This is a genomic window from Latilactobacillus curvatus JCM 1096 = DSM 20019 (genome assembly GCF_004101845.1).
GTDB lineage: Bacteria > Bacillota > Bacilli > Lactobacillales > Lactobacillaceae > Latilactobacillus > Latilactobacillus curvatus.
In genome coordinates this window covers 1,060,497-1,076,090 of sequence record NZ_CP026116.1, presented here as the reverse complement: position 1 = coordinate 1,076,090, position 15,594 = coordinate 1,060,497, and the positions used below count along the sequence as shown (strand labels likewise).

Here is a 15,594-nt window from a genome sequence, read left to right as displayed (position 1 = left end):
TGAGGTTTAACATAGTGAAAATTGCGATATTAATATTAAATTACAATAATTATGAAGATACAAAGGAATGCATAGAGCGTTTAACTAAATTATCTATAGATAATAGTAGGATAATCGTTATTGATAATCATTCATCTGACGATTCCCTCGTCAAACTTCGTAAACTATCAAATAGTAAGAGTTTTGAATTGTTGTCTGCAAAAAGAAATAAGGGCTTTGCTGCTGGCAATAATATGGGTATTAAATATGCAATTAAAAAAGGGATGGACTATGTTGTCATTCTGAATAACGATTTTATTCTAAATGAGGACATAATTTCTCCAATGACGGAATATCTTAATCAAAACAGAAATGTTGGAGTTGTTGGACCAAGTATTTGGAGTCAAAATGTACTTATAAATATCGGAAATAAAGTGAATTTTAGAAATGTGAAGTATGATAATTCTATAAGTTTGGATAACGCTAGTAATATAATCGATGCTGATTATATTGTAGGGGCCTGTATGGTTAGTCGAGTTGAAGCAATAAAGAAAGTTGGACTACTTCCAGAAGAATATTTTTTGAATTTTGAAGAAACTAGTTGGTGTTTAATGTTCAAACGAAAGGGATACAGAATTGAATGTTTGACTCAATTTAGTGGGAATCATCTTGGTAATGGAACAATTGGGAAAATTAGTGGTATGCAGGTGTATTTTTTAAGAAGAAACATTGTACTTTTTGTACGACGTAATGCAGATCCATTGAATAAAATATTGTTTTTTTTAAAATTAATTCCATATGGAATACTGCAGAGTATCCACGCTAAGAGTTTTTTACCATTAAGGAGCTATATTGACGGTATTACTGAACGTAACCGATATGACTATCTTGAATAGTTAGGAGAATGAAGATTGAACAGAATAACTAAAATACTGCTATATACCTTAATAGTTATGCAAACAAATTTCTTTTCACTGCAACCAAGTTGGGAATTTGGTCGATTACTAAATTCATACACCTCTAAATATTTATCGTTAATAATTGTGATTAGCATTATAATTATTAACCTCAGCTCAATTACAAAAAATATATTAAAAAGACGAGTAACTTTTTTTATTCCGATAGCGTTTCTTTTAATTAGTAACTTATGTATTGAGTTTTGGAGTTCAATTTCCTACCAACAAAGTTTTTTTTCATCGTTTACAGCATCGTATTATTATTATTTAATAATCTTATATTATTATCTAGTAACGTTAATTACAGATAAAAGCGAAACTCTAAGAATGTTTACATTTATTATTACGTTAAGTGGGATATATTCTTTTTTATTAATTCTTCAGGATCTTCTTCTAAATAAAGAAATTGAATTTATGAATATTGGGGATACAGGTCTGGGAGTCGAAGTAGGAAATAATTTACTGGGATTTTTAAGAATAAAAGCACCATCAGATTTTATTGCATTTGGAACAATGGTTATAATAGTTTATATGTTAATCGATTCAAAAAAAACGAAACAAAATCTTATTCCGTTAACGATTAATACCGTTTACTTAGTGGTTGTTTCTCAAACTAGAATGTATATTATTACAATCTTGATACTAGAAATTTTTATGGTTTTATATAAGGTTAATAAAATCAATAAAGTCTTCACTGTTGTATTTATGTACATAGTTGGATTTTTTGGAATAGCAATGATTCCTAAAATTTTCTCTACTTTCATAAATGGTGAAAGAAAAACAAGTTATACGGTGAGGATTGAAGCTATAAATTTTTATTTTAATGAAATATCTTTGAGAAAAATAGTAGGAATAGGGTTTCCAAATACTTTTTCAACCGAGTACTTGTTACATGGTGGCATGCTGAATATTTTAGGATATCAATACTATTTGGATGATATTGGGATACTTGGATTTATAGTAACTTTTGGAGTAGTAGGTTATATCATTTTGGGAATATTTATTATTCAATTAATAAGAGAATTTATGAGAACCCCAAATAAATTAGTGTCATTAGTTCCAATAAGTTATATATTATTAACTTCTATTTCATTATCACTAGTGAACGTTCAGAGAATTATATATCTGCCATTTATTCTTTTTATCATTAGCTTTATAAGAAATGAGGGTGATAAACATGGAAAAGAAAGAAATAACAATTATTATTCCAACTTATAATAATGCGGCAATAATTGAAGTTTGTTTAAAAAGTATTAGAGAGCAAACCTATTCAAATTTTAAAGTATTTATAGTAGATGACGGATCGACAGATAATACAAAGGAGGTTTGTCAAAACTATTGTGATTATGACATTAGGTTTAAATACTACAATCAAAAAAATAAAGGGGTTAGTGCAGCCCGTAATTTTGGTATAGATAATTGTGATTCTGAATTTATTACTTTTATTGATGCAGATGATTACGTTGATAAAAATCATCTGCAATGTTTAGTGACATCCTTCGATATGGATATTGAGTTGAGTGCATGTGGATTAATATATGAAGATGGAAAGCAGTCAGAGATGAAATCCAGTAGTAAAGAAAAACTTTACTACTCTAAAAGCACAGTAGAGGCCTCGTTTGAAAGATTTGGTATGCAGGGGCTTGTTACAAATAAATTATTTAAATTTGAAATTATTAAGAAAAATAATATCAGATTTTCAGAGGATATAAAAAAATTCGAGGATCATTTATTTTGTATTGAATATATGCTGCATGTAAATCAAAGCTTTTATACGGGGAAATTAACTTATCATTATGTTAAGCGTCAAAATAGTGCATTACAAAAATCAGTAGGAATAAATATTACGGAAGATATGCGCGCATATAATCGTTTAGATCAGTACGATTTATCACAGCAAGTAATAAGTCTTATAGGAATTACAAAAAATAATATTGCTATTAATGTTTTTGTGAATTCTATTGATAAAGATAATAAGCGAGATGCGTTTAATTATTTAAAAATGAATTATAAATTTAAAGACTTATTGAGTAGTTATTCTTTAAAGAACTTTTTAAAAAAAACCACTATTTATCTGTTAATTAAAACTTCTTTAGTTGGCAACTAAAAAAGTTTTAAAACCTGAGGGGGGAATTATGAAAGCTAAACAGTTTTTTAAGAATTTTGCATATGCAATTTCATCAAATTTAGTATCCTTATTAATATCTACGATTGTTGTTTTCATTGTTCCTAAAATAATTTCTATAGAACAATACGGCTTCTTTCAGTTGTATATATTTTATACCTCGTATGTTGGAGTACTACATTTCGGGTGGTTTGATGGAATCTACTTGCGATATGGTGGAACTGAGTATCGGGAGATAAATTACAGTAAGTTTAATTCTCAATTTGTTATGTCATTCATATTAGAAATTATTGTGGCGTTAGTAATTTGGAGTATTGCCCTATTTAAAGGGGGAGCAAATAACCAATTTATTTTAGAAATGTGTGCGATTGCTGTAGTTTTAGTGAATATGCAGCAAATGTTACTATATATTCTGCAAGGAACTAATCGTATAAAGGAATATGTAATTGTAACAGTGACTAATAGATTTATATATCTAGGTGGAATACTGTTATGTTTAATATTTAGTTGGACTGATTATCGTTACTTTGTTGTAAGTGACTTATTGGGGAAACTTGTTACTTTTGGATTAGCAATTTATTTCTGTCGAGAGATTGTATTTGCTAAATTTAGTGGTTTTGATTTTGAAGAAATGCGAGAGAATATAGTTGTGGGTTCGAAACTAGTGTTCGCAAACTTTACAAGTATGTTGATTATTGGGATTGTTCGATACGGGGTTCAATACAGATGGGGAGTTAAAGAATTTGGAAAACTATCGCTGACAATGAATATTTCTAATATGATGATGGTTTTTGTAACGGCAATTAGTTTGGTTCTATTTCCTGTGTTAAGAAGAGTTTCGTCTGAAAAATATAGACTAATTTATGGTCATATGAGAACGATTATAATGCTTGTTTTGTTCACGGGGTTACTGATTTACTACCCTGTTGCGACAGGACTTGAGATTTGGCTTCCAAAGTATAAGGAAAGTTTAATTTATATGGGATTGTTATTTCCAATATGTATATTTGACGGGAAATTTGAACTGCTGGTAAATACGTTTATGAAAACTTTAAGAATGGAGAAGATATTATTAAACGTTAATATGATTTCTCTAATCATATCTATTTTGTTAACTATTTTGAATACGTTTGTATTTAAAAGCTTTTCTTTCATTATGATTTCTATTGTTATTATCTTAGGTGTACGAAGCACTATTGGCGAATATTATTTGCAAAGTAAATTAAATATTAATTTAACAGCAAGAATGATTGAAGAATGGGTGATGGTTGGTTTATTTATGTTAATTAGTTGGAGCGTAAGTTTCCCATTCAGCATGATTATCTATGCTGCTGTACTAATGATTTATGTATTAATAAATATACGAAATATCAAGGATGGGTATTATTACATTAAAAAAATTGTTTAACTCTGGGGTGTTTTTATTATGAAAGGTATTATTTTAGCAGGCGGTTCTGGGACACGTTTGTATCCCATCACACGCGCTTTATCAAAACAATTGATTCCAATCTATGACAAACCAATGATTTACTATCCAATGTCAGTGCTGATGTTGGCCGGGATTCAAGAGATTATGATTATCTCAACCCCAACTGACACACCACGGTTTAAAGAGTTATTTGGCAACGGCAATGACTTAGGGTTAAATATTGAATACGCCGTTCAAGAACAACCCAATGGTTTGGCAGAAGCTTTCGTGATTGGGGCGGATTTCATCGGCGATGATTCAGTATGCTTAATCTTGGGCGACAACATCTATTATGGTGATAATTTGTCAGAAATGCTTCAAAGAACAGCTCAAAAAGAATCAGGCGCAACCGTTTTTGGTTATCATGTGAATGATCCAGAACGCTTTGGCGTTGTTGATTTTGATGAAAATATGCATGCTAAATCAATCGTTGAAAAGCCAGAACATCCGGCAAGTAACTATGCGGTGACGGGGTTATACTTCTACGACAACCAAGTTGTCGACATTGCGAAGAATATTAAACCTTCACCACGTGGCGAACTAGAAATTACAGACATCAACAAAGCGTATCTTGAAAAAGGCCAGCTAGATGTTGAATTAATGGGCCGTGGGTTTGCTTGGTTAGATACTGGGACTCACGATTCATTACAAGAAGCAAGTAGTTTCATTGCGACCGTTCAAAAGCGGCAAAACTTGAAGGTGGCGTGTTTAGAAGAAATTGCTTACCGCATGCATTACATCGATAAGGCAAAAGTCATTGAATTAGCGCAACCACTCAAGAAAAACGACTACGGTCAATATTTATTGCGATTAGTAAAAGAAGATTAGGGGTAGGCAATCATGGGTAAGTTAAAAGTCACAACAACTAAATTACAAGACGTTAAAATTATTGAACCAGCTGTCTTTGGCGATCATCGTGGATTCTTCACAGAATCTTATTCAGAACGCGATTTTAAAGAAGCGGGCATTGATGTTGATTTCATTCAAGATAATCACTCACTTTCAACGCAAGCAGGCGTTTTACGAGGTTTACATTTCCAACGTGGCAAAGCTGCGCAAACGAAATTAATTCGCGTAGTGACTGGGGCTGTCTTAGATGTCATCGTTGACGTTCGTGCAGGTTCACCAACTTACAAACAATGGGAAGGGTACATCCTTTCTGCCAGCAATCACCGTCAATTACTTGTTCCAAAGGGCTTCGCCCATGGCTTTGTCACTTTGACGGATAACGTTAACTTCTTGTATAAATGTGATGGCTACTACGATGCAGAAGCCGACGGCGGCATTTCATTCAAGTCGCCAGAATTAAATATTGATTGGCCAATCGATTTTGATCAAGCCATTACGTCTGAAAAAGATGCCAACCAACCAACCTTTACTGAATTTGAAAAAGATAATCCGTTTGTTTACGGTGAAATTTAAGGAGATCAACACACTATGAAAAATATTATTGTTACTGGTGGGGCCGGCTTTATCGGTTCTAACTTCGTGCACTATGTGGTCAATAACCACCCAGAAGTTCACGTGACGGTTTTAGATAAATTAACTTACGCTGGGAACCGTGCGAACTTGGCCGGTTTACCCGCAGACCGTGTGGAATTAGTTGTTGGCGATATCTGTGACGCTGAATTAGTCGATAAGTTAGTTCAAAAGACAGACGCAGTGGTACACTATGCTGCCGAAAGTCACAATGATAACTCTCTAAAGGATCCTTCACCTTTTATTCAAACGAACATTATCGGTTCATATACGTTGATCGAAGCTTGTCGGAAGTATAATGTGCGTTATCATCACGTTTCAACCGATGAAGTATACGGTGATTTACCATTGCGTGAAGACTTACCAGGACACGGCGAAGGCGTTGGTGAAAAATTCACGCCTGAAACGCGTTATAACCCAAGTAGCCCTTATTCATCATCAAAGGCGAGCTCAGACTTGTTAGTCCGAGCTTGGGTCCGTTCATTCGGCTTACAAGCAACCATTTCAAACTGTTCAAATAACTACGGTCCTTATCAACACATTGAAAAATTCATTCCCCGTCAAATTACCAATATTTTAAGTGGGATTCGACCAAAACTTTACGGTTCAGGTCAAAATGTGCGTGATTGGATTCATACGAATGATCATTCAAGTGCCGTTTGGGCAATTTTAACCAAAGGCAAAATCGGTGAAACTTATTTAATCGGTGCCGACGGCGAACAAAACAACAAAGATGTTTTGGAATTAATCTTAGAATTAATGGGGCAACCCAAAGATGCTTACGATCAGGTGAAAGACCGTCCAGGTCATGACTTACGGTATGCCATCGATTCAACGAAATTACGGGAAGAATTAGGCTGGCAACCAGAATTCACTGATTTTAAATCAGGCTTACAACATACCATCGACTGGTATCGTAAACATGAAGACTGGTGGCAAGCAGAAAAATCAGCCGTGGAAGCCAACTACGCTAAAAACGGTCAATAAATATAATTAAATGAAAGTAGGCGAGTGCCTACTTTTTTTAAGGAGAATAGTTAATGATGAAAATTTTAATCACTGGTGCTAATGGTCAATTAGGGACCGAATTACGACATTTATTAGACGAAAACCAAATCGAATATGTGGGGACAGATGCTACTGAGTTAGATATTACTGATTCAGCGGCAGTCACAACTTACTTCGAAAAGAATAAGCCGGAATTGGTTTATCACTGCGCAGCTTATACAGCTGTCGATGCTGCTGAAGAAGAACCTGGCAAGTCAATCAATTACAAAGTGAACGTGGTTGGAACGCAAAACATTGCCAATGCTGCTGAAGCAATCGGCGCAACGCTTGTTTACATTAGTACGGATTATGTCTTTGATGGTACAAATGATCAAATGTACACAGAAGAAACCCCAGCTGCACCTAAGAATGAATATGGTCGCACAAAATTGGCTGGTGAAGAAGCCGTTGCAAATACAATGAGCAAATACTACATCATCCGGACTTCATGGGTCTTTGGTGAATATGGTAAGAACTTCGTTTACACGATGTTAAATCTTGCGAAGACGCATGATCATTTAACGGTTGTGAGTGATCAAGTCGGTCGTCCAACTTGGACCCGGACGTTGGCTGAATTCATGTTATACGCTGTTCAAAACGACGTACCGTATGGCTTGTATCAACTTTCAAATGACAATTCATGTACTTGGTATGAATTTGCGAGCGAAATCTTGAAGGATAAAGACGTAGAAGTGAGTCCAGTAACATCCGACGAGTATCCACAAAAAGCATTCCGTCCAAGACATTCAATCATGGATTTAACGAAGGTTAAGGCAACTGGATTTGAAGTACCAACCTGGCAAGATGCATTACAAAAATTTATGGCAAAAATCGATTAGTATAATTAAAAAGGTGAGTAATCATATGATTGCTCACCTTTTTTAATTATACTAATAACGCACTAAACTTCTTCTGCACCTTAAACTTAATATTATTGGCTGTTCGCCGTGTGATGTTTAAGTCTGCGGCGATTTCTTTTAGGCTGGCGTTGTAGAAGTAGCGGAGGACTAAGAAGCGTTTTTCGCGTGGGGTACAGACTTGATAGAGACGCTCGAAGAGGTCGTTACAGATGGCGGCCTCTTCTGGGTTACAGTATGGATCTGCGACTTGGTCGAGGTAGTCCATCACGGAATCATCATCGTTTGTACGGTTAACGAAGCCGATTCGCTTGTCATGGTTATTATCCTTGCGGAAGGTCATCATAATCGCCCATTTAACGGCCTGATACGCGTAAACCATGAAGTGGTGGGTTTCGACTTCAATATTGCCTGGGAAATGATCGTAGGCTTCGACAAAGGCAATCACGCCAATTTGGTAGAGATCGGCGAAGTTGCTACGCTGTCTTGGAACGTGGAGATCTTTGAGAACGCCATAGATGAGGGTGTCGTCTTGTATAATAAAATCAAAGGCAGTTTGTAAATCTGATTGGGTCATTGTAAAGCATCCTGTCTACTATGAGCTCACAGTGTGAATTACCGGTAAGTTCACTATAGCGGGTTTGCATAAGGAAGGGTAATCGCCGATTTTAGCGGTAAATCAATCCGTTTCAGCTTTAATTTGCGCAAATGCATTGAAATACAAATGAAAACTATTGTAAATAGCGACTTCGGGTTAATTTATAATTGGCGTAATTTTTGAATTAGTGCTTTAACACTTTTGATATAGCACTGAATGTCAAATACGCTGAATTCGGGGTATTCATGGATTACGGCTTGGTAAATGAAATTTTCCTTATGCATTTTAAGTGCGTTGAGTAATCCGAGTAGTTCAGTAGCTGTTTTCGGAACATTCGAGCACAGATGGCAATGGCAATCATCGAAGCGATGGACGATGCTTGGCTTGAAACAAGTTTTGAGCTTGATTTGATAGCCGAAATTAGTGGCACACACAGTGAGACAGCCAAGTTGGACTTTGCCAATGGCTGCACATTGGTGGATTTCAGTATCGATTTGACGGCCTTTATAAGGGAGGATACAGGTACAGTCATTTAGCAATGTCACGTAGAGATGGTTATCGCTAACTTCGTAATCACGGACGTAGTGGAGCGCTAACCACGGTGCGTTTTGATGAGCCGTGCCACTTAATGGTAAATACTGATATTCGCCATTGATGTGTGGAATCTTACGATACCAATTGAAACAATGGCAAAGGTACCGGGGTTGTGAGAAGTCCATGATCTGATGGCGATTATAAGCGCGCATTAGTTGCCGGGTAGAACGCGGACTAATCTGGAGACCGGTTATGCGGCCTAACACAAGACTTTGCGATCTTTTATAGGGAATAATCACCATTGTGTCACTCGTAATACTAGTTTGGTAAGAACGGGGAATTGACGATTGATCCAGCTCACAGAAGTTATAATCAATACCACGTTTGATGATGAGTGGCACGGGAAGACATTCATGGGATGTATTGACATGTTTGGGATGTAGTAGAAACATCGAAGACCTCCTTTATTGTTAACATCTTGAGAATACCAATGATGGGAATCGCTTACAAAACAATTGTGAAAAGATTGATAAAATCCTAAGTGCTTGTTAATCTTTTCCTCATTTTCGGCATATAATTGGTGCAAATCCACTTTTTTATGGCATACTGTTATTAGACTATAAGTTATGGGGGATTTTAGCAGATGAAAGTACGTAAAGCAGTTATTCCAGCAGCCGGATTGGGCACTCGTTTTTTACCAGCTACCAAAGCGATGGCGAAGGAAATGTTGCCAATTGTTGATAAACCAACGATTCAATTTATCGTGGAAGAAGCGAAGGCTTCAGGGATCGAAGATATCTTAATTATTACTGGTAAGGGCAAACGCCCAATTGAAGATCACTTTGATTCAGCACCAGAGTTGGAACAAAACTTGAAAGCCAAGAATAAGACCGCTATGTTGAAGATGGTCAACGAAACGACTGATATGGGTGTTAACTTGTACTTCATTCGCCAATCACATCCAAACGGATTAGGGGATGCAGTGCGCCTTGCAAAATCATTCGTTGCTGACGAACCTTTTGTCGTTATGTTAGGTGATGACTTGATGGAAGATAAGGTGCCATTGAGTAAACAACTAATCAATGAATATGAAGAAACACATGCATCACAATTAGCCGTTATGAAGGTGCCACATAATGAAGTGGACAAATACGGTGTGATTAACCCAGAAAACAAAGTTAAAGACGATTTATACAACGTTAAGAACTTCGTTGAAAAACCAGCTGTTGATAAGGCACCTAGTGATTTAGCAATCATTGGTCGTTACCTGTTAACGCCTGAAATTTTTGATATTTTAGAAAACCAAAAACCAGGGCTTGGTGGTGAAATTCAATTAACCGATGCGATCGATGAATTGAACAAGACCCAACGCGTCTTCGCTCACGAATTCAAAGGCCGTCGTTACGATGTTGGTAACAAATTCGGTTATTTAGAAACAAGTATTGAATATGGGTTAAAACACCCAGAAGTGAAAGATGATTTGAAGAAATACATCATCGACTTAGCAGAAGAATTAAAAAAAGACACTAAAAAAGAAAATAAATAACCTGTAAAAAACGTTCAACCACTCCGTACATTGGAGTGGTTGAACGTTTTTTGTTGTTTTAAATGATAAGCCCTTCACAGTGATCCACCTCATGTTGAATAATCTGTGCAATCCAGCCTGAGAAAGCCTGCTTGTGCGGCTTAAAGGATTGGTCTTGGTAAGTGACCTCAATTGTTTCATAACGCGTTGTCGGGCGTTCTCCGTTTAATGAGAGGCAGCCTTCAGTCGTTTGATAAGGTTTGGCTTGGCGCACAATCTGTGGATTCACAAGAATCACAGGTAAGACGCCCATTTGAACGATGATAATCCGTTTATTGATGCCAATCATGTTGGCAGCCATTCCGACGCAACGTTCTGTGTTGGCTTGTAAAGTATCACGTAAATCGGTCAGCACATCGGTATCAGCTGGTGTTGCTGGAACTGCTTTTTGAGCTAAGAATTGCGTGTCACGCATAATGGGTTTAATCATAGTAGACTCCTTGAGTAGTAGTTCTTCCATTATAGCAGAAAATAAACTCATTCAATTCTCATTTAGTGAAAGTCCGCCTTATCTGCGGGCTTTTTTAATGCGATTATTTAGGGATTAGAGTCTGCTTTTCAATATTGTGGTAAAAAATTCGACAAATTTGGATTTTATGCTTATAATTATTAACATACTATTATAAAACGTCTAATCTAATCTTAATAACGCGTTAAGAGCGATGAGAGAAGTTGGTCAGGCATTAGGGGAGGATCACATGAAGAAATTACTCGTATTTTTAGGCAGCTGTTTACTCGCAGGCTTATTTGTATTTGGGAGTCAAGTGAATAATCAGGTTCAAGCCGCTGAAAAAACTTATGAAATCGGTACGGATGTGACCTATCCACCATTCGAGTTTGCGAATGAGAAGAATCAATATGTCGGTATTGATATTGATATCATGAAGGCAGTTGCGAAGTCCGAGGGCTTTAAAGTGAATATTAAACCGTTGGGGTTCAACGCAGCGGTTCAAGCCGTTCAATCGGAACAAATTGACGGCGTGATTGCTGGGATGACAATTACACCTGAACGGCAAGCAAAATTCGATTTCGCTGATCCTTACTACAAGACCGGGGTTGTAATGGCCGTTCAAAAGGACAGTAAGATTAAAGGCTTAGAAGGGTTGCGCGGTAAACGTGTTGCGATTAAAACAGGGACTGCCGCTGGGGCCTATGCGACGGCCAAAGCGAAAGAATATGGCTTTACCACCGTTACGTTTGATGATTCAGATAATATGTATAATGATGTTGTGAATGGTAATTCGGCAGCTTGTTTTGAAGACGAACCCGTTATGCAATATGGGATTAAGACGGGCTTGAAACTCAAGATTGTCACCAAACCTGCTCAAGGTGGCGAATATGGATTTGCCGTTAAGAAAGGGAGCAATCCTGAACTCATCGCTAAATTCAATAAAGGTCTTGCTAAATTAAAAGCAAATGGTCAATACGACAAAATTAAAGCAAAATATTTAAGTACAGAATCAACTAAAAAAGCAACCGTTGATCACAGCTTTTTTGGATTATTGAAAGAAAATAAAGATGCGTTGTTGAGCGGTTTAGGCCAGACGTTATTATTAACAGTCATTGCGATTTTCTTCGCAACGATTTTCGGGGTTTTCTTCGGATTACTCGGCGTATTACCTAACCGGTTTGCGCGTGGCGTTTCAGATACGGTCATCTATATTTTCCGTGGGTTACCCCTCTTGGTGCTTGCATTATTCATCTATACTGGGATTCCAAGTTTAACTGGGCAGAAGATTCCAGCGATTGTGGCTGGGGTCATCACGCTGATGTTCAATGAAGGGGCTTATACTGCAGCCTTTGTCAAAGGGGGCATTGGCGCGGTTAGCACCGGACAAATGGAAGCAGCGCGGAGTTTAGGGTTACCATATGGTAAAGCAATGCGGCGCGTTGTGTTACCACAAGGGATCCGCATTATGATTCCATCCTTCATTAACCAATTCATCATCACATTGAAAGATACGTCAATTTTATCAATCATCGGGATTCTCGAATTGACACAGACGGGTAAAATTATCATCGCCCGCAACCTTGAAGGGTTCAAAATCTGGGCAATGATTGCCTTAATCTATCTGATCGTTATCACGTTACTCACGTGGTTATCGAAGTACATTGAGGGGAGAATAGATAACTAATGAATAGAATTGAAGTGTCTCATCTTATTAAGAATTACGGCAGTAACGAAGTGTTAAAAGATTTGGACTTAACGGTCGGTGATAATGAAGTGGTTGTCATGATCGGCCCCTCAGGTTCAGGAAAGAGCACGTTCTTGCGCTGCTTGAATCGCTTAGAAGAACCCACGAGTGGTGAGATTATCGTTGATGGGTACAACCTCAGTGATCCCAAGAGTGATTTGAATCAAATTCGCGAAAAAATCGGGATGGTATTCCAACACTTTAATCTTTTCAAAAATCTAACGGTCGCTGAAAATATTACACTCGCACCAGTGGAACTCGGTAAAATGACGCCGGCAGAAGCAAAAGAAACCGCCAAGAAACTACTTGAAACGGTTGGTTTATCAGAGAAATTCGATGCAAAACCACAATCGCTATCAGGTGGTCAAAAACAACGGGTCGCCATTGCGCGTGCCTTAGCGATGAAACCTGATATTCTCTTGTTCGACGAACCAACATCAGCGCTCGATCCTGAAATGGTCGGCGACGTGTTGGCCGTTATGAAGCGGTTAGCCAAAGAAGGGATGACGATGGTTGTCGTGACTCACGAAATGGGCTTTGCCAAAGAAGTGGCAGACCGCGTCATCTTCATGGCAGATGGACACATTGTCGAACAAGGCACACCACAGGAAATCTTTGACACCCCACAAAACGAAAGAACAAAAGACTTCCTGAACAAGGTACTAAATGCATAGCGTGCGTTTCAAAAAGCACGTTTAACGCCAACCAAAAAAGCGGCCCACCATTACTTGGTGAGCCGCTTTTACGATTCTTAGGTCTTTAGAATGTTAGAATAGAAATAGGAACTAGTAGAGAAAAGAGGGATGACGATGCGATTAGGCTTAAAAGCAGGGATTAACGATCAGCAAATTGCTGATCGAATGCAGTATCAGCCAACGTATTTTGAATTTCATCTAACAGCCGAAGATGTCACGCCAACTGGGCTAGTACGTTTACGCGAAAAAATTCGTTATGTACGCAGTCAGCAGGTTGAACGGATTATTTTACACCACCCAATGAGTTTCGAAGGGCATCATATTGAACTGTCGATGAATGAAGCAAGTTCGCCAGCCCGATACCGCTTTTTATGGCAATCAACACTCGATTTATTGCAGTTAGCGAAAGCTGAAGATGTCCAACTATTGGTGCATGGCTCTTATGATGATCCAATTGAAGAATTGACGACGGGTTACAGTAATATTACGGATGCCATTCGTGTTTTGTTCAAGCGCCTCGATTATTTACAGCGGATTGGCGGACAAAATATTATGTTCGAAAATTCAATTTCACCGATTTTCTATTATGGCAATCCGATTTTTGATCAGGCCATCTTTGATAAAGGTTACCGCTTAGCGTTTGATACGAGTCACTGTTTTATCAAGTTGCAGGGTGATCAGAATGCTTTCTTGCAGAGTCTGGCAACTTTGCGTGAGCACGTCGTTCATTATCATCTGGTTGATTCGATGGGTTTGAAGCATGATGGGTTGCAATTAGGGACTGGCAAAATTGACTGGGCCCGCGTATTGCCATTGTTAAATCCTGATGCCAGTTCGATCTATGAGATTCAATTAGCCGATCAAAATGATGCACGAGAAATGATTGCGAGTCATCGTTATTTAACGCAACTTGAACAAACATTATCCGAGTAGAATTTTGTCAGCAGCAACGCGAAAACCAAACAAAGGATAGTCACCCGTCTTTGTTTGGACATACATATAATGTTGGTAGTAGTTTTTTTGATTTAATAATAGGCTAAATTCCCACTGCTTCAGCGGCTTTTTGTCTGCGGCCTTTAACTGCAGTAATAGTCGTGGCTGTTCGTCAACGACGGTGAGCTCAAAGTGGGCGATAGGTTGGAGCTCTTCAGGGCCTTCGAAGTAGATGCCATCGTTTTTGGGTGTATCAGCTAATAGCTGTAGTAAGTCAATGACGCGCATGATAAGTCGTCCTTTCTAATAGTGCGAAAATCCCGGCAATGATCAGCCAACAAACACCCGACAAGCTAACGGCGATGGTTAGGGTAATTGCCATTGGTGTTAGAACACCAATGAGCCAAGTCGTGGTGTTGACTGTTGGCACAAATGAAAACAGACCAGTAACGAGGCAGACCGCGATGACTGTGGCAATAATCCCTGGAATCGTGCCTTTAAAATCAGCTGCGGATAAGTCATAACCACCGATGGCAATCATGCTAGTTAAGATTAACCAGAGCAAGAGAGCACCCGGTTGCGTCGTCCAGAGCTGGCTGAACAAGGGGCCGATGGCGTTTAACTGCCAAGTGGGATGTTCAGCAAAGGTCATCCACGTTGCAAAAGTGGGCCGTGCTAATAACCAAGTCAGTCCGAAAATGGCGGCTGAACAACCAAAAATCGGGGCAATCCCAATCCAGAGATTACCAATTGTTGGCCAAAGACGGCCGGAATGGTATCGGTGATTGACATGGCCAAGCGAGTGATCGGGGTTATCCCGTAAATTTAATTTTAAGAGTTGCATATCGATAATTTGGTGTTGGAAGATTAAACAGGCAACAGCATGGCTGAGTTCATGAATCACAGTGCCTAGGCCGCCAATTAAAAGTTGTGAGTAATCCCACCAATGGGCTAAGCGCCGTTTAGTTGAACGATTGATTAGTGTTAGAATCCCGGCAAAAGCTAGTGGCAGCGCAATTACCAGTAAACAATTAAGCAACATTGATTGCAATATTTGCGATAAGTTAAATGAATTGGGCATGATAACTCCTTTGAACGACTTTATGTAAGCCTACACCAAAGTTTATCGCGGAAACAAGGGGT

17 protein-coding genes are annotated in these 15,594 nt (G+C 38.0%); 12 read left to right on the top strand and 5 right to left on the bottom strand.

Annotation, left to right across the window (positions count from 1 at the left end):
- The first annotated feature begins 14 nt into the window (after positions 1-14).
- The 8 genes from LCU_RS05635 (at position 15) to rfbD (ending at position 7,893) form a co-directional block, all read left to right on the top strand.
- Positions 15-875: a glycosyltransferase family 2 protein gene (locus LCU_RS05635; RefSeq protein ID WP_056966514.1), complete on the top strand. Its 861-nt coding sequence runs from the start codon at positions 15-17 to the stop codon at positions 873-875.
- 387 nt (positions 876-1,262) lie between these two features.
- Entirely contained in the window at positions 1,263-2,153 is an 891-nt protein-coding gene (locus LCU_RS05630; RefSeq protein ID WP_128486110.1) for a hypothetical protein, read from the top strand.
- On the top strand, positions 2,113-3,042 hold the full coding sequence (locus tag LCU_RS05625; protein ID WP_056966509.1) for a glycosyltransferase family 2 protein: 930 nt from the start codon (positions 2,113-2,115) through the stop codon (positions 3,040-3,042). Before LCU_RS05630 ends, LCU_RS05625 begins: the two co-directional genes overlap by 41 nt.
- 28 nt (positions 3,043-3,070) lie before the next feature.
- A complete protein-coding gene (locus LCU_RS05620) occupies positions 3,071-4,468 on the top strand; it encodes an oligosaccharide flippase family protein (protein WP_056966507.1) in 1,398 nt (465 codons plus the stop codon).
- A gap of 18 nt (positions 4,469-4,486) precedes the next feature.
- Complete coding sequence (rfbA, locus tag LCU_RS05615; RefSeq protein WP_054644491.1) at positions 4,487-5,356, top strand: glucose-1-phosphate thymidylyltransferase RfbA; 870 nt, start codon at positions 4,487-4,489, stop codon at positions 5,354-5,356.
- Positions 5,357-5,368: 12 nt separating this feature from the next.
- Positions 5,369-5,950: a dTDP-4-dehydrorhamnose 3,5-epimerase gene (rfbC, locus tag LCU_RS05610; protein ID WP_054644490.1), complete on the top strand. Its 582-nt coding sequence runs from the start codon at positions 5,369-5,371 to the stop codon at positions 5,948-5,950.
- Positions 5,951-5,965: 15 nt separating this feature from the next.
- Entirely contained in the window at positions 5,966-6,994 is a 1,029-nt protein-coding gene (gene rfbB, locus LCU_RS05605; protein ID WP_054644489.1) for a dTDP-glucose 4,6-dehydratase, read from the top strand.
- Positions 6,995-7,050: 56 nt separating this feature from the next.
- A complete protein-coding gene (rfbD, locus tag LCU_RS05600) occupies positions 7,051-7,893 on the top strand; it encodes a dTDP-4-dehydrorhamnose reductase (RefSeq protein ID WP_111447420.1) in 843 nt (280 codons plus the stop codon).
- Positions 7,894-7,939: 46 nt separating this feature from the next.
- Here the strand turns inward: rfbD and LCU_RS05595 are convergent, their stop codons facing one another.
- The gene (locus LCU_RS05595; protein WP_054644487.1) at positions 7,940-8,488 is read right to left on the bottom strand and encodes a sigma-70 family RNA polymerase sigma factor; all 549 of its coding nucleotides are present in this window, start codon (positions 8,486-8,488) and stop codon (positions 7,940-7,942) included.
- Between the two features lie 182 nt (positions 8,489-8,670).
- Positions 8,671-9,495 (bottom strand): hypothetical protein, encoded by an 825-nt coding sequence (locus LCU_RS05590; RefSeq protein WP_054644486.1) that lies wholly within the window; start codon positions 9,493-9,495, stop codon positions 8,671-8,673.
- A gap of 191 nt (positions 9,496-9,686) precedes the next feature.
- On the opposite strand from LCU_RS05590, the gene galU reads away from it, so the two are divergent.
- Positions 9,687-10,589: a UTP--glucose-1-phosphate uridylyltransferase GalU gene (gene galU, locus LCU_RS05585; RefSeq protein WP_039098587.1), complete on the top strand. Its 903-nt coding sequence runs from the start codon at positions 9,687-9,689 to the stop codon at positions 10,587-10,589.
- A 58-nt stretch (positions 10,590-10,647) separates the two neighbouring features.
- Here galU and LCU_RS05580 read toward each other — a convergent pair whose 3' ends face one another.
- Entirely contained in the window at positions 10,648-11,058 is a 411-nt protein-coding gene (locus tag LCU_RS05580) for a peptide deformylase (protein ID WP_054644485.1), read from the bottom strand.
- Between the two features lie 268 nt (positions 11,059-11,326).
- Between LCU_RS05580 and LCU_RS05575 the strand changes: the two genes are divergently transcribed.
- The 3 genes from LCU_RS05575 to LCU_RS05565 all read left to right on the top strand — a co-directional run bounded on the left by LCU_RS05575 (position 11,327) and on the right by LCU_RS05565 (position 14,451).
- On the top strand, positions 11,327-12,763 hold the full coding sequence (locus LCU_RS05575; RefSeq protein ID WP_004270990.1) for an amino acid ABC transporter substrate-binding protein/permease: 1,437 nt from the start codon (positions 11,327-11,329) through the stop codon (positions 12,761-12,763).
- Positions 12,763-13,497 carry an amino acid ABC transporter ATP-binding protein gene (locus LCU_RS05570; RefSeq protein WP_004270985.1) on the top strand — a complete coding sequence of 245 codons (735 nt, stop codon included), beginning with the start codon at positions 12,763-12,765 and terminating at the stop codon, positions 13,495-13,497. The genes LCU_RS05575 and LCU_RS05570 overlap by 1 nt, the downstream gene beginning before the upstream one ends.
- Before the next feature lie 135 nt (positions 13,498-13,632).
- Positions 13,633-14,451: a TIM barrel protein gene (locus LCU_RS05565; protein WP_081038327.1), complete on the top strand. Its 819-nt coding sequence runs from the start codon at positions 13,633-13,635 to the stop codon at positions 14,449-14,451.
- Here LCU_RS05565 and LCU_RS05560 read toward each other — a convergent pair.
- Positions 14,440-14,739 carry a hypothetical protein gene (locus tag LCU_RS05560; protein WP_039098583.1) on the bottom strand — a complete coding sequence of 100 codons (300 nt, stop codon included), beginning with the start codon at positions 14,737-14,739 and terminating at the stop codon, positions 14,440-14,442. The genes LCU_RS05565 and LCU_RS05560 overlap by 12 nt on opposite strands.
- Positions 14,726-15,532, bottom strand: coding sequence for a hypothetical protein (locus LCU_RS05555; RefSeq protein ID WP_054644484.1), 807 nt, complete (start codon positions 15,530-15,532; stop codon positions 14,726-14,728). The genes LCU_RS05560 and LCU_RS05555 overlap by 14 nt, the downstream gene beginning before the upstream one ends.
- Positions 15,533-15,594 lie beyond the last annotated feature (62 nt).

Excerpts from the sequence above, each read along its gene's own strand:
- LCU_RS05580 (WP_054644485.1), bottom strand. The coding sequence starts at position 11,058 with ATGATTAAACCCATTATGCGTGACACGCAATTCTTAGCTCAAAAAGCA.
- LCU_RS05630 (WP_128486110.1), top strand. The coding sequence starts at position 1,263 with ATGTTTACATTTATTATTACGTTAAGTGGGATATATTCTTTTTTATTA.
- LCU_RS05625 (WP_056966509.1), top strand. The coding sequence starts at position 2,113 with ATGGAAAAGAAAGAAATAACAATTATTATTCCAACTTATAATAATGCG.
- rfbC (WP_054644490.1), top strand. The coding sequence starts at position 5,369 with ATGGGTAAGTTAAAAGTCACAACAACTAAATTACAAGACGTTAAAATT.
- LCU_RS05595 (WP_054644487.1), bottom strand. The coding sequence starts at position 8,488 with ATGACCCAATCAGATTTACAAACTGCCTTTGATTTTATTATACAAGAC.
- LCU_RS05590 (WP_054644486.1), bottom strand. The coding sequence starts at position 9,495 with ATGTTTCTACTACATCCCAAACATGTCAATACATCCCATGAATGTCTT.
- LCU_RS05560 (WP_039098583.1), bottom strand. The coding sequence starts at position 14,739 with ATGCGCGTCATTGACTTACTACAGCTATTAGCTGATACACCCAAAAAC.
- rfbA (WP_054644491.1), top strand. The coding sequence starts at position 4,487 with ATGAAAGGTATTATTTTAGCAGGCGGTTCTGGGACACGTTTGTATCCC.
- LCU_RS05620 (WP_056966507.1), top strand. The coding sequence starts at position 3,071 with ATGAAAGCTAAACAGTTTTTTAAGAATTTTGCATATGCAATTTCATCA.
- LCU_RS05565 (WP_081038327.1), top strand. The coding sequence starts at position 13,633 with ATGCGATTAGGCTTAAAAGCAGGGATTAACGATCAGCAAATTGCTGAT.
- LCU_RS05555 (WP_054644484.1), bottom strand. The coding sequence starts at position 15,532 with ATGCCCAATTCATTTAACTTATCGCAAATATTGCAATCAATGTTGCTT.
- rfbB (WP_054644489.1), top strand. The coding sequence starts at position 5,966 with ATGAAAAATATTATTGTTACTGGTGGGGCCGGCTTTATCGGTTCTAAC.
- galU (WP_039098587.1), top strand. The coding sequence starts at position 9,687 with ATGAAAGTACGTAAAGCAGTTATTCCAGCAGCCGGATTGGGCACTCGT.
- rfbD (WP_111447420.1), top strand. The coding sequence starts at position 7,051 with ATGAAAATTTTAATCACTGGTGCTAATGGTCAATTAGGGACCGAATTA.
- LCU_RS05575 (WP_004270990.1), top strand. The coding sequence starts at position 11,327 with ATGAAGAAATTACTCGTATTTTTAGGCAGCTGTTTACTCGCAGGCTTA.
- LCU_RS05570 (WP_004270985.1), top strand. The coding sequence starts at position 12,763 with ATGAATAGAATTGAAGTGTCTCATCTTATTAAGAATTACGGCAGTAAC.